Origin of the sequence: uncultured Ferrimonas sp. (assembly GCF_947489035.1) — a bacterium.
Classification (GTDB): domain Bacteria; phylum Pseudomonadota; class Gammaproteobacteria; order Enterobacterales; family Shewanellaceae; genus Ferrimonas.
In genome coordinates, this window is sequence record NZ_CANLCI010000010.1 from 67,354 (window position 1) to 81,165 (window position 13,812).

Consider the following 13,812-nt stretch of genomic DNA (forward strand, 5'->3'; position numbering starts at 1 on the left):
ATAAAAAAAGCCAGTGAACTGCGCTCGTCAGTAACTGGCTTTTTAGTGCGATTAAGCAACCCCTTATTTTACAAATGCTTACTTACATCTTTTGATTGAATGTAGTGGGCTAACGCAGGGCCAAACTCTTTATGCTGTAACGCATATTCCAAACAGGCCTGCATGTAGCCAATTTTGCTGCCACAGTCGTGGCTGCGGCCCTGAATGGCGAAGGCTTGCAGCGATTGTTCAGTCAATAATTTGGCAATGGCATCGGTTAATTGGATTTCGCCACCAGCCCCCACTTGGGTCTTTTCTAACATCGGCCAAATTTTGGCGGGCAGCACATAACGGCCAACCACCGCCAAATTGGATGGGGCTTCATCCGGATGGGGTTTTTCCACTAACGCTGAGATGGCGCTGGTGTCGCCAGGGCCGATCCCCTGACCATTAATATCGACCACGCCGTAGCTGCCAATGCTTTGTTTCTCAACCGGCTCAACCATGATCTGCCCCTGATGGGTGCGGTTGTAGTTGGCCACCATCATCGCCAAATTATCTACGGCGAGATCCGATTGAAATTTGTCGATCAGTACATCGGGCAAGATCACCGCAAAGGGGTTATTGCCCACCACGGGTTTGGCGCACAAAATGGCGTGGCCGAGCCCTTTGGCTTCGTGTTGGCGCACGCTAATGATGGTGACATCTGGCGGGCAGACCGATTGAATTTCACGCAGCTGCTGCCGCTTTACGCGCTGCTCTAATGTGGTTTCCAGTTCAAATGATGTATCGAAATGGTTTTCGATGGCGTTTTTACTGGAGTGGGTAACCAGTACGATTTCGCGGATCCCAGCGGCGATCGCCTCTGCCACTACATGTTGGATCAATGGTTTGTCCACCACCGGTAGCATCTCTTTGGGAATGACCTTGGTTGCTGGGAGCATGCGGGTGCCCAAACCCGCAACAGGAATAACCGCTTTGGTGATTTTATTCGGCATTGGATCTCCTTCGAACGACAACTTCCAAAACTAAAACTTTGAATGAGATCGAGTGTAGTTGGGTGGTGGCTAAATTGGAGTGGATAGAGGAGGAAAAGGGGCCAAAGCCCCTCAAGGGGAATGGCATCACAACTGAATGCGATCGTAGTTCTGTGCTACTAGGGTAGCGCCAATCCCTTTCACTTGGCTCAAACTGTTGATGCTTTTGAATTTGCCATTGTTTTTGCGGTACTCAACAATCGCGTTGGCTTTGCTTTTGCCAATGCCTGTTAAGGCTTGCGCCAGTTGCGCGGCATCGGCGGTGTTAATGTTCACCTTGGTGATCGCCTTGGCCTGTTTATCGTGCTGCACTGCGGCCTGCTTTACCTGTTTGGCCTTGTTGTGCAGCTTAGAGGCGCTGGCTTTGTTTTGTTGCACCGTCTGTTGTGTTGCGGTGTTGGCTTTGTCGACTTCCGCTGCCCAAGTCAAAGGGCTGGCTACAACCAATAATGCCGCTGCTAACGTTGCTAACCTTTTCATGTCTCTCTCCTTGATGATATGAACGGGAGGTAGCTGAATCACTATCAACCACGATGACAACAACGGAGAAAGGCAGCTGATAAGGTCAGCATCTCTGTTGAGTGTTTTTAACTGAAGTGGTTGGAAAGCGGCGAGTAATTCACTGCTATTGGGCGCGATAGCTGCCGTGGAGCGGCGTCAGTGCAGCGCGAAGACGAGCAAATTTGAGCGACATTGCACAAAAGCTAGGCGAACGGCCGTTTCGCCCTTGCATGGGAGCAGTGCTATCGCCATAATGCCCCTGCGCTTTCCGAGCGCACCTTTCTATGGTGCCCCCGGTCCTCTCGCAATGCTATTTGGTTTACCTGGTCAGGCCCGGAAGGGAGCAGCCAAGGCTAAGGACGCATGTGCCGGGATGTGGCTGGGGGGGCCACCCAAACTTGTTCTAAGTTACTGAATTTCTAAATAGATGCTTTGAAACCACTGGTGGTACATCAGGTGGTACATCAGGTGGTGCACTAGCACGTTTTAGAAAGCTCAAAAAATACCCATTCTATCCAGCCTCAATAGGCGACTCCCTATCTGTTTCAATCCCGCCATGGGGTCTGGTATGCACGCTTAGTTGTACCACTTAATTTACGTGCCTCATTGGGTTGTAGAGAGCTTCGCAAGCCCTTCAATACGAAGTGTCGAATTGAAGCCACAAAGCGTTCATGGTGCCTTCTGCTGGCGTTAAATGACGCTTTGAGTGCAGACAGCGACAAGCCCTCATAAATCAATGCAATAACTCCTAAGCAAATCGCTGAATCAACATCACCATCGAAACCACTACAGCCGAAATCACCCAAACTAAGCGAAGCCATCGAACGGTTTACCACTGCGAAAATGCTGGCTCAGCCTGGCCTCCTAAAGGGCGGAGATGAATCGTTTTGCATCGTTAATTCTCGCCACTAATCGAGCACGGTGAGGCTCAGTCCGATGCGGTTTTTAACTCACTCAATGCTCAGATTAGGGGCGGGGGACAGCTCACCGCATAGAGCGCACTAGATAGCTCAATATCCCGCTGAGCTTATCGGGCGTCTTTAGGCTGACGTAGGGCTGGGTGGCGAGCAGATAGCCTCGTTGAACCAACTCATCCAGTAGATCGAGATAATCCAGACTGGTTTTGCCCAGCAGTAGGCTATTCAGCGAGCGTTGTTCGCTAAGGCGCAAGATCGCTAAGAAGCCGCTGAGATAGAGGTGATCCTTAGTAAAGCCACCTCCCCGATACACTCGAGATGTGATGGTGAATGCGTCTTCTGCTGCGACGCGGTGCTCATGGTGCAACCGTTCATAAGTCGGCCCAAAGCCTTCTCGGCGAACCATCGAGTCTACGGCGATAACCCGAGCAGCCAGCTGCTTCAGGCGAGACAGTTTCATCTGGCCGCTGGTAAATTCCGCCAGTATTGCCAAGCCCTCCTGAGTAAAGGTGGCACCAGGTAATCCCAGGCGCAGCAGCTTCAGCGGTTGCTTGCGGGCGTTGATAGTAGTGGCCAAATGCACCCCCAATTCATGTTGGGCGAGGTTAGCCAACTCTGAGGGTTCAAAGCGAGCGTAACGATTGAGCAGCAGTTTGGGACTGTCCGCGACCACCATGGCGCGAGCGGCCATCTGGCCGCTAAGGCCGATTTTGCACGGCATGTCCCACTGAAGCGCTTGCTGCTCTAGCCAGTCTTTGGCTTGCGCAGCCGTTAGCAGTTCGGGATCTCGCTCCTCCAGATCCGCGGCATGCAGCAGAAAGGCGGCATTTTTCAGATCCTGTTCCGAGGGTTGGCCATAGTAACGGAGGGAGTTGTACAGAAAGGACTCGCTGCCGACGGAGCTGATCAAGTCAATTTTGCTGGCCAGGTTGTCGACGGCTGCACCATACAGCTGTTTGACGCCCGGATCGTCCAGTGCCTCCAGCGGCAACCGGTAGAGTTGTTCACGAAACGCAGCCGGATCAAGCGCCAACTGACGATAGCGATAGTTGGGTTGGTAGCGCCGTGGCGATGCCGAGAAGCGTTTGCGTTCGCTTTGTAGATTGAGTGGGTTGACGTAAGTGAGGGTGTCAACTCCGCGGGCTAACGCGTACAACTTGGTATCCAGTTGCAGCAGGGCCGGTTCGATGGCACCGCTAAGCATGTCGGCTTTACGGGTCTTACGTTTGCGATTGTGCTTACGTTCAAAGAAGGCACTGGTTGCACTGAATGCGTGCTTCATTCCCAGTTTCAGGCCATCCACCACCAGCGGATAGACTTCACCACGCTGCTCATCCATGAAGACCTTTTTTACCTCGGTAGGCAACACCAAGGTGCGATCAAAATGCGCATTGGTGTGGGTGATCAAGTAACCTCGACCAGCAAACACGTCGTTGATCTTAGCGTTCACCTCAATATTGGGAAGCGCCATCAGATCCAGTTCGCTGCAAAATCGCGTGGCTACGGCTCCCCAGCGCTCCATGTCGATCTGCTCGGTGCCCACATTAAATACCGGCGTGGGCCGTTCAATACGCTGGTAGTTGTAGGAGTGGATATCAAACACAATCACATGGTTGAACAGCGACTCTAGCTTGGCGATCAGAGCCTCGTACAGTTGGTAGAACTGACAATGCTTGTGCTGACTGACTTCCCGTTGTTTGCGGCTTAGCGGCTTTTTCCACACCTGTTTGCCCCACGCCGACTTGTAGTAGGTCGACAGGGTCATGGAACGATTAAGATCATACTCAAAGCGAGAATCGCAGCCTAGCAGGGTGATTGGCTGTGAGGCGATCATGTCGTCGGTGAAGGGATCTTCCTCAAAGTAGCGCTCTTCAGGGCTCAGCAAGCAGTTGGGTAGCAACTCATCCCGCAGCCGGTGGCCAGCGTGGATCGCCGTTGCCACCACCGGCAGGTAGGCGTCGATCTTAAGAAAAAAGCGGCCATCCTCAATATGGCCGGCAAAGGTTTGCCCTTTGCGGATCAGGCCCAAGGCCTGCTCCAGACTATAGGTTGGCATCTTCGACAGCCCGTCGGAACTCAGTTTTGCGTTGAGCCAGCAGCTCCCGTGATTGGACAATGTTTTCGGCAAAGTCGATCACCGGGCGTTGCAGCTTAGTGCGATTCAGTTTGTTGATCCGAGCGATACCGCCGGGGCTAAGCACATTCACTTCCACGAGCTTGGATCCAATCACATCTAGGCCAACGAAGTAGAGGCCATCACGCACCAGCTTGGGACCAATAGCAGCACACATACGACGCTCCTCTTTGGTTAGCACGTGTTTCACCACAGTACCACCGGCGTGCACATTCGAGCGGATGTCGCCTTGGGCAGGTACTCGGCGCATGGCGCCAATCGGTTCGCCATTGAGCATCAGAATGCGTTTGTCTCCTTCCTCGGCACCTGGAATGTAATCTTGTAAAATCAAGTAGTTAGATTTGCCGCCATGACCGATATAGAAATCCAGTAGTGAGCTGAAATTTTGTTTGGCGCTTTTTTCAATCAGGATCACTCCTTGGCCGCCATAGCCGTTGAGCGGCTTCAGGATCATCTTTTCCTGATCGCTCTCTTCAAGCACCTTCATCAGGTATTCTTTGTTTTTAGCAACGTGAGTGGTGGGAATAAACTCCTTGGCCGCGCCGCCCATTGAGGCGGTATAGAGCTTATTGTTGGCCAGCCGCAGCCCCTCTAAATCATTAATGATCAGCGTGTCTTCTTTGACGGAATCGAGAAAGTTCAAGGCCAGCACATCCAACGGCGGATCGCTGCGCATAAAGATGCAATCAAAGCCTGCCATTGGCAGCATCGCCTTGCGAAATTGCACCTGGCTGTAAAAGGTCGGAACCTTTTCGTGGATCTTCTGCCCCTTGGTCAGGACTTGGCAGAATCCATAGACGGTACTGTCGCGGATGGTCAGGCCGGAAGGGGTAGTGATCGCTACCGTATGGCCACGCACTGCACATTCGTGCACGAGGCGAAGCGTCGAGTCATGCTCTGGCTCGACCTTTTCCCAGGGGTACATCATGAAACAGATCCGCATCGTCATTTTCTCTCATAAATACGGCATCGAGCGCCCGCTCCAAGGGATAGTGGCGCTCGATTTAAAGATATTGCACGGGCCACTTCACTTTGCGCACCCAGTTACATAAAGGCGTTAACAGGCGTACAGGACAGCCTTACTGAGCCTTATAATTCAGCGCTAGAGAAAAGAAAAATCAGAAGTTTTTGTCGAAAGGGCAATCTCAATTTATCATTCGCCAAATCGTTAATCTCAAGGCTTATTTTGATGGACGTTAAAGTATTTCGTACCTTCTTAACGGTCGCTCGGCAGCGTCATTTTGGTCGTGCCGCCAATGATCTCTATATAACCCAAGCCGCTGTTAGTGCTCGGATTAAACAACTGGAATCCTTTTTTGACACGCCGCTTTTTGTGCGAGATCGAAATGCCATTAAGCTGACTTCGGCGGGCGAGCGGCTAGTCAGCTATGCCGAGGTGATGGTCAATACCTTGGAACAGGCCAAGCTTGAACTGGCATCGGAAAGCCACAAAACCATTCAACTGGCGATCGCCGGAACCCCCAATATCTGGGATGCTTTCTTGCAACATGGTTTGAATCGGATCATTGATGAATTTCCCGGCTACGGCTTGAATGCGCAGGCCATGGGGCGTGAGCAGATCAATAACGCCCTGTTGGAACGGACCTTAGATCTGGGGCTGTTGTTTGATCCGATGAAGTCCGATGATTTGATCTGTCGGGAGGTCGCGACGCTGGATCTGTTGCTGGTGGCGACCCAAGCGCTTGAGGTTGATTTAGCCATGGCGCAGCGTTATGTCTATATCGATTGGGGCACCCGCTTTGCCAGCGAACATGGACAGCGTCATCCGAACATTCCGGCGCCCTTTTTGCGCACCTCGACGGCGCGTATTGCATTGGATCTGATCCTTGAAAAAGGCGGCGCGGCCTACATGCCCTATTCGTTGGTTAAGCCGCTGCTCGAATCCCAGCAATTGTATGTGGTGACCGGGACACAAGTATGGCAACGACCTGTTTATATGAGTTATCGCAAGGGTGCCTCGTCGATTGAGGCCATTGAGCGAATTGAAGCGTTGTTGCGCGTAACCGATCCCGCTTCCACCTTTACGCTGCAGCAATTGGGCAATTAAGGACTAAGACCCTCGGCGCGTGAGATTAGCGCAACGAAAATCGGATCGGCACTTCGAAGTTGGGGTTTACGCCCTCTGGCAGCGGTTGATAGCGGCCAATGCGCTTTACCGCTTTCACTGCAGCTTTGTTCAAGAGTGGGTGCTCACACGGTGCGGTAACGGCGATGTTGCTGATGCTGCCGTCTGGGTGAATCACAAAGCCGACCTTAATGACCCCTTGCAGCTGTTTGCGTTTGGCCTTATTGGGGTACAAGCGGGCGGCTTGGCGGCCAATTTTACGCTGTAACCCGGCGCTGTAACTGGCGCTGAGGGCGTTTTGGTTGGCGCTGGTTTCCGCTTTGCCACCGGTGGCGGTTTGTACCGTAGGGCCGTCTTGTTGCAGGCTCTCGTCCAGATTACGGTTGCCGTTGCCGGCGATGTCCGCCTGTGGCTGGGCTGGCTTTGGCTGGGCTGGCTTTGGCGTAGGGGCTGGCGGCTCAACCTGCTGCTGTTCCTGTTCCTGTTCCTGTTCCTGTTCCTGTTCCTGTTCCTGTTCCTGCTCCTGTTCCTGCTCCTGTTCAGGCTCCGGCTGGCTGATGGGGGCGTTGGCTTGCCGTTGGGGCGCGGGTGCGGTTACCGGCTTAGGCTCTGGCTCCGGCTTGGACTGCTGCTGTTTAGGCTTGGGCTTGGGCTTGGGCGCTACCGGTGTGCTGGCGGCCTGCTGTTGCTGCTGCGCTTGGCTTTGGCTCTGCTGCGCCACGTCGGCTTGCACCGGTGCGGCGCGCAGCCCTAGATCAAACTGCACCGCATCAAGGCTGGTTTGCTTAGCTGGTGGTGGGATCTCATCCTGATGCAGGTAGGCCGCGACAGCGCCTAGGTGAATGGCAACGGAGATTACAACGGCGATGGGCAGCTTCATAACGGGTAGCTTAGGTCGAGGAAAGAGCGGGGCGCCTCGGCGCCCCGTTGTGGTGATCACCAGTGAAACTGGGCGCCTAACCAAAACTGACGTCCCGGCTTATAGCTGATATTTGATGTGCCCGAATCCACGCCCTGTGCCGCAATCTTGGCGTCAAATACGTTGAGCACATCCAGGTTCAACGCCAGCTCGGTGCTGCCAATCGGCAGGGTGTAGTTGAAGCGCCAATCGGCGCTAAAGCGCGCGTCGTAGCTTACTTCTTCATACCCGATGGCGTTGCCGCTGAAACCGCCACAGATAGGATCGTTGCTGCTGCAGATGTAGCTGTCGCCACTTTGCTCATAGGCGCTGTAGCCACCGCTGTAGTTGTAGCGCTGGTTCCAGTTAATGCCGAGCTCGGCAAACTCCACATTGATGGTGGTAAACAGCGTCCACGGAATGTTGAAGTCTAATTTGGCGTACAGTTCGTCGTAGGTGATGATCTGGCCATCGGCGTAGGCGCGGTAGGTGTCCGCCAGTTCGTGGCTGGGATCGTACGAGGTAAAGTCCGATTCACTGTCGAGGTAATTGGCACCAAGGTTGATGTCGATTTCGCTTTGGCCCCACATCAGCGGCTTAAGCAGGCGACCAGATAAGGTGACGCTGTTGGATTCGCTGCTGCCGTTGTTGCTGAGGTACTGGCTGTTGTCGTCGCTGTTTTCCTCTTTGTTGAACTGCTGTTTACCTTGACGGTTGACCCACTTAAAGGTCCATTCGCTGTTGCCGATGCGCAGGTGAACGCCCAGATTGAGTTCGTCACTGTAGGGGGTGTCGAGATCCGTTGATAGGTAGGTGCCACCGATGTTGCCGCTGCTGTCCAACTGCCAGCCGTCGTTGTAGTTGTCGCGGCTGTAGCGTTCTGCATCGCCTTTTTTGTCGCTTAGGGCATAGGCCAGCAAGCTGTCGGCGTAGTAGCGGTTGGCGCCACCAAACAGCACGGTGTTGCCATCAGCAAACAGATCGTAAGAGGCGGTAAAACGCGGGGCGACATCCACATTTTCCAGCAATTCGTCGTAATCCAGTCGCACCCCAGCGGTCAGTTCCCACTGGCCAAATTGGATCTGATCTTGAGCGTAGATGGCGTGGTGATCGTTGCTGACCGATACGTCCCCTTTCAGGTATTTCAGCTGAATGTCCGCCGCTTGTTCACCGGGGATGCAGGTAAAGTCACTGGGCAAACACTGGCTTGGGACGCTATTGCCGCTCGACACATAGATGCTGGTGTCGTTCTTGCGCTGGTATTCGGCGCTGGCAAAATCGGCTTTCCAACCAAAACTTAACTTGTGTTGCCACGCGCCCATGGCGAAGCCATCAAACTGATAATCCTGCTTGGCGGTGATGGTTTGTTTGTTGGTAACGGTTTCGCCGTACCCCCCTTGTACCGCGGATCCGGTGCTGGACTCCCAATCGATGGAATCGGTGATTATCCAAGTGATCGAATCGCTGCCATCGTAATCGACGCCGTTTTCAGTGTCGTTGTAACCGAGGTAGCTGGTTACCGAGCCAGTATCGAAGAAATGCGCCCAACTCAGGGTTAACTGGTGGCCGCCGCCAGTGATGTCGTAGCCGCCGTCTTTGACGTTGGCAGACACGTAGCCAGAGCTGTGCGGCGCAGCGATGGCGGTCAGCTCCCACAGATCGCCGTTGTCGGCTTCATGCAGACCTTTAAGCAGAAAGGTTTCCGCTAACCGATCTTGATCTTCCCATAAATCTGGCACCAATTTGGCGTGATGGAAGGGGATCTCAGACTCGGTGCGGTTGTAAGAGAACAGCAGCGCGGTGTTGTCCGACAGCGGCTGGTTCACATTGACCGAATAGATGTGTTTGGTGAACTGGGGCTGATGGTAGAGGAACTCCGCCTCGCCAAACTCATCTTCATCCGCTTGGCTTTCAAAGTGGAAGTTGGTGAGGCTGTCGGACGTCATCCGGTACGACACGCTGCCATAGGCTTCGGTGGTGTCTGGGGATTTGAGCTTGGCATCGACTACGCCACCGGTGAACTGGCCATAGCGGGCGGAGATGTTGCTGTCGTACACCTCGACGCTGTCGAGCAGATCGGCGTTGAGCCAAAACGATTGGGTGCCGCCATCGGGCAGGGCGTAGGGCGACTGGCCGCTGTTGACGCTGCGGGAGCCGTTGTTGGCACCGGGGTTGATGTTGTCGTTGTTCGACATGCCATCGATCATCCAGCTGTTGTTGTAGAAACGTTCGCCATGGAACGACACATTTTCTGGGGCGATCTCCCCTTGGGCTTCCGATAACGAACTGTTGCTGGCCAGCTGCACATTGGGGTTGTTTTTCAATAGCTCGGACACGGTGCCATTGCCCGTGGCGGTTTTGCTGATGGTGTCGGCATCCACCTTTTGGGTGCCCATCTTCTGGGCAAAGGGATCAGACCACACCTCTACTTCTTGCAGTTCATTAACGTCGTCGGCCGCCATGGCGAGCGAGCTAGAAAGAGCGGCAGCAACCAACACGGCTACCTGAGTTTGAGTAAACATCATTAATTACCTAACTGGGCTTACGCCTTTTGTTCGTTGATGGCGATCTGCGAACCGCTGATCTGGAGCTTATTTAAGATGGTGATGGTGCTGATTAAGCGCTGCACTTCGGTGTGTTTGTCGGTGGTTAACAGCACCTGAATTTGGTCATTTTTTTGCTGCAGGTTGTGCAGGGCTTGTTGCAACTGGGCGGCGTTCATCACGTCGCTGTGATCCAGCCGCCACTGCTGCGCTTGCGGCAAAATCACCACCGTCACGTTTTGCGGATCCGCCACCGCCACGCTGGCGCTTTTTTCGGTCTGGGGCAGATCCAGCTCCATCGTCAACAGCGGCGTATTGATCATCAGCATCATGAAGGCGATAAGGGTGAAGATAACGTCGATCATCGGCGTCATGGTTTCGCCATGGCCGCTCTCTTCGGCGCCGAAATTGGGCTTAATCATGGCCGACCTTGGCGGGGCTATTGGCCGCCATCAGCAGCGATAACTGGCTTAGGGTGGTGGCCGCCGCGCTGAGCTTGCGCTTAGCGCTAGAGCGCAACAGGGCACTAAAGAACACACAAAATACCGCAATGATCATCCCCACCGCGGTAGTAGACAACGCCTGCCATAAGCCGTCGGCGACCATGGCGGGTTCTACTGGGCCTTGGCTTAAGCCGATGTTATGAAACGAGCGCATCAAGCCGATGATGGTACCCAGCAAGCCCAGCATTGGTGCCAGTGCGCCGATGGTGTTAATGGCGCTTAAGCGTTTTAGTAAGCGCTGGCTTACCTGCTCTAGGGCGATGGTGACCGCCTCATCTCGCAGGCTTTTCTCTTGGTTGGCGTAGCGTTGCAAGCGGGCGACCGCAGGGTGGTAAAACGGCTGGGATTGGGTCAACAACTGCATTGAAGCGTCCAGATCGTCACGGCCGATGCTGGCAGCCAATTGCGCTTGGCAGCCTTTGTTCAAACTGCGCAATTGCACCATGGCAACCAAGCGCTCAACGGTTAACGCCAACGCAATCACAGAGCACAACAACAACGGTGTTGCGGTGGCGATGGTCCAATAATCCTGCTGCATCGGATCTCCTGCGTGACGGAATCATTATCCCGTTCGCTGCTGTATTGCAGCGTTTAAATGCACATTCGCAACTTGATTGCGACGAACTGCACATCGGTTTCGGGATCAAATAGGGCTCAAGATGCTAGAGAAATCGGAAAACCAGGTCAACCAAATGGGCATGAAAATGAGAATAAATGCTATTTGTGTTACCGATGTCATTGTTTTAGCATTTCGCGCCATCTTGCTTAACATCGCAGTGGTAAGGTCTGACCAGATTACGGCCAGCGTGCAGTGCGGCTTCAGCCCCTTAATCAGGCACAACCTAAGTTAGCGGCAAGGGCATTGTGGTGGGCTGGCGGCGAGTTAGGCCAAGAGTTGCGCGAACGCACAGATCGGCTTCATTAATTATAAACGGTTGAAAAAATGAACATTTCTAACAAAAAACTGATCCCAACAATGATCGGCGGCCTATTTGCCCTAACCGGTTGTGGTGGCAGCAGCGGCGGCAGCAGCGAGCCAACCGAACCAACATTGCCAACCAACGTCACCATTACCGCCATTGATGGCTACCTCAGCGGCGCCGATCTGTACCTGTTAAACGATGGCCAGTGCAGCAGCGACAACGCCAAGCTGGGGACAACGGATGCGAACGGCCAGCTTGACGTGAAGCGGGTTGATGTGGCCAACGGCTACTGCTTAATCACCACCGCCGCAACCCGCGATGGCGATGCGCCTAACGCGCAGCTGGCCAGCACCCACATGCTGTACGCCCCAGCGCCAGAACTGCTGGGCATGGGCGAAGCCAGCGAACTGGTGATCTCCCCGTACAGCGATTACCTGTATGCCGCCAGCCAAGGCAGCGACGATAAACAAACCGCCATCGACGCCGCCATCAGCGAGCTGACCCGCGAACTGGATGTGGAACAAGCCGATCTGCTCGGCGACTTCATCAAAGCGGACAACCACGCCCTGCACGATGTGGCACAGGTGCTGTTTGACTTAGACACCACCGACGCTGAACTGAGCGCGATCGCCACTCTCAACGTGGTGAAAGAGCTGGCACCCAAAGTGGCGGCGGATCTCACCGATACCGAAATCGCCCAGTTGGTGTCGCTGTTTGATGGCCACAGAGCCAAGCTGGACAGCGCCGATTACGACGACAGCCTGATTGACGTTGACGACACCACCTTGCTGGATGCGATGCCGACGGTGAGCGCCGATGCGGTGGCACTAAAAACCACTGTTGATGAAGCCATTGTCGCCGCTGCCGAGCTCTACAGCGATGAAAGCGGCTTGGTGTTAACGGATCTTGCCTTAACCGACATTAGCGCCACCGCCGGTAAACTGGTGTTGGTACGTAAAGACGCCGCTGGCAACGCCACCATCTTGGGCACCGCCTCCGTTGCTGAGGCCGCCGAAACCGACAGCGCCACCTTTGCCAACGGGATCTTTACCCCCAACACCGCACCGATGTTTGGCTTAGCCGGCGATTACCGTTTCGAGCTGTACGCGGAAAACAGCATCGACGGCAACCGCTATCGCTCAGCCAGCGTGGTGTTTGATGTGTCGATCAGCAAAGCACAATTGCCCAACGAAGCGCCGGTGTTTGCGGGTATGGACAGCGCCATTGCCCAAACGCTGCTGACTCGGTTGCAGGACAAAGCGCAAGATCAATTTAGTACCTTTAACCCAGCCGATTATGGCCTTGATGGATCCGCAGAGCTGAGCCTCACCAACGTTGACATTGCGGTGGACGAGTTTGCCCAGCTGTTTACCGATGCCGATGAGGCACAAACCATCAGCTACGCCGCCAAAGCGTTAACCGAAGGCTTTGAAGATGCGCCTGAAATTGACGATTTCATGGTGCAATTTGGTTTTGGTTACTCCTTTAACGCCAAGGTGTTGTACCCGCAAAGCGGAACCGCCACCTATGACGTTGCCATCTTTGCCACCGACGTCTTGGGCGCCCAATCGGTTGAATCCTTTGAATTCACCATCCACGTCAGCAATGACGACGGCAGCTTAAGCGCCGACGTCACCCTTCGCGACGGCGACAGCATCGATCCGGGCACCGATCCAATTTACGGCGATGCCTTTAACGGCGCCATGGTCAAACCCTCGTTCCTAACCACCTTGGCCGAGGCTGCTGCAGTGCACTTAAACGGCACCGAGCCAGAAGTCGATCCTGCCATGTCGCAAGTGCTGGCGGTGTACAGCTACCAGTGTGCTGACAACAACGAGTGCAAGCAGGGCGATGGCAAATTGGCGGCATACGCTTTATCCGACAACCCGTTGCTGCAGCTGGTTGACGAGAAAATCGCCGCCATTGACGGCGCCCAAGTGACCGAAACCACCATCATTACCCTAACGGCCACCGTGGACGGCGAAGCCATTCGCATCTACACCGTCGACAACAACCGTGGCGATGTAACCGTGCCGGACGTGGCTGAATATGGTGAGGTTATCGAGCTGAGCGTGAGCCCAAGCGCCAACGGCGTTAGCGTGACCGCTGCGGTTAAGTAAACAAAAAATATGACCACCAAGGGATCGGTGCCAACGCACGGATCCCTTTTTTGTCGCCGCTGGCGGCAATACCGATGAGCAATGTTTCGGCAGCCAAGGACAGCTAACCGAAAACAAGCGGCACGCCTTTTGGCAGCTTGGCCGCACCGCAAATCAGTGTGCGTTAGCTGC

General features: G+C 54.3%; 11 protein-coding genes and 1 other RNA gene. 4 read left to right on the top strand and 8 right to left on the bottom strand.

All coding sequences use genetic code 11. From position 1 onward, the window contains the following. Positions 1–68: 68 nt before the first annotated feature. Both galU and Q0796_RS08255 read right to left on the bottom strand, forming a co-directional pair. Positions 69–977, bottom strand: coding sequence for a UTP--glucose-1-phosphate uridylyltransferase GalU (gene galU / locus Q0796_RS08250; protein ID WP_298441882.1), 909 nt, complete (start codon positions 975–977; stop codon positions 69–71). Between the two features lie 126 nt (positions 978–1,103). Beyond that, positions 1,104–1,496, bottom strand: a complete 393-nt coding sequence (locus Q0796_RS08255) for a helix-hairpin-helix domain-containing protein (protein WP_298441884.1) — start codon at positions 1,494–1,496, stop codon at positions 1,104–1,106. Between the two features lie 312 nt (positions 1,497–1,808). Here Q0796_RS08255 and ffs point away from each other — a divergent pair. After that, positions 1,809–1,905: signal recognition particle sRNA small type (ffs, locus tag Q0796_RS08260), an RNA gene on the top strand. A 152-nt stretch (positions 1,906–2,057) separates the two neighbouring features. Further along, entirely contained in the window at positions 2,058–2,249 is a 192-nt protein-coding gene (locus Q0796_RS18300) for a DUF6538 domain-containing protein (protein ID WP_363322311.1), read from the top strand. Positions 2,250–2,501: 252 nt separating this feature from the next. On the opposite strand, the gene Q0796_RS08265 is transcribed toward Q0796_RS18300, so the two are convergent. Together Q0796_RS08265 and gshB are read right to left on the bottom strand one after the other, a co-directional pair. Next, entirely contained in the window at positions 2,502–4,490 is a 1,989-nt protein-coding gene (locus Q0796_RS08265; RefSeq protein ID WP_298441886.1) for a flavohemoglobin expression-modulating QEGLA motif protein, read from the bottom strand. After that, positions 4,477–5,511 (bottom strand): glutathione synthase, encoded by a 1,035-nt coding sequence (gshB, locus tag Q0796_RS08270; RefSeq protein ID WP_298441965.1) that lies wholly within the window; start codon positions 5,509–5,511, stop codon positions 4,477–4,479. Before gshB ends, Q0796_RS08265 begins: the two co-directional genes overlap by 14 nt. A gap of 246 nt (positions 5,512–5,757) precedes the next feature. Between gshB and Q0796_RS08275 the strand changes: the two genes are divergently transcribed. After that, on the top strand, positions 5,758–6,636 hold the full coding sequence (locus tag Q0796_RS08275) for a LysR family transcriptional regulator (RefSeq protein ID WP_298441887.1): 879 nt from the start codon (positions 5,758–5,760) through the stop codon (positions 6,634–6,636). A 25-nt stretch (positions 6,637–6,661) separates the two neighbouring features. Here Q0796_RS08275 and Q0796_RS08280 read toward each other — a convergent pair whose 3' ends face one another. From Q0796_RS08280 to Q0796_RS08295, 4 genes are read right to left on the bottom strand one after another with little or no spacing between them, the layout of a single operon-like run. Further along, positions 6,662–7,534 carry an energy transducer TonB gene (locus Q0796_RS08280; protein ID WP_298441888.1) on the bottom strand — a complete coding sequence of 291 codons (873 nt, stop codon included), beginning with the start codon at positions 7,532–7,534 and terminating at the stop codon, positions 6,662–6,664. A gap of 56 nt (positions 7,535–7,590) precedes the next feature. Continuing rightward, positions 7,591–10,077: a TonB-dependent receptor plug domain-containing protein gene (locus Q0796_RS08285; RefSeq protein ID WP_298441889.1), complete on the bottom strand. Its 2,487-nt coding sequence runs from the start codon at positions 10,075–10,077 to the stop codon at positions 7,591–7,593. A 17-nt stretch (positions 10,078–10,094) separates the two neighbouring features. After that, positions 10,095–10,517: a biopolymer transporter ExbD gene (locus Q0796_RS08290; RefSeq protein ID WP_298441891.1), complete on the bottom strand. Its 423-nt coding sequence runs from the start codon at positions 10,515–10,517 to the stop codon at positions 10,095–10,097. Then, on the bottom strand, positions 10,510–11,136 hold the full coding sequence (locus Q0796_RS08295) for a MotA/TolQ/ExbB proton channel family protein (protein ID WP_298441893.1): 627 nt from the start codon (positions 11,134–11,136) through the stop codon (positions 10,510–10,512). Before Q0796_RS08295 ends, Q0796_RS08290 begins: the two co-directional genes overlap by 8 nt. A gap of 405 nt (positions 11,137–11,541) precedes the next feature. Between Q0796_RS08295 and Q0796_RS08300 the strand changes: the two genes are divergently transcribed. Continuing rightward, complete coding sequence (locus Q0796_RS08300; RefSeq protein WP_298441894.1) at positions 11,542–13,641, top strand: hypothetical protein; 2,100 nt, start codon at positions 11,542–11,544, stop codon at positions 13,639–13,641. Positions 13,642–13,812 lie beyond the last annotated feature (171 nt).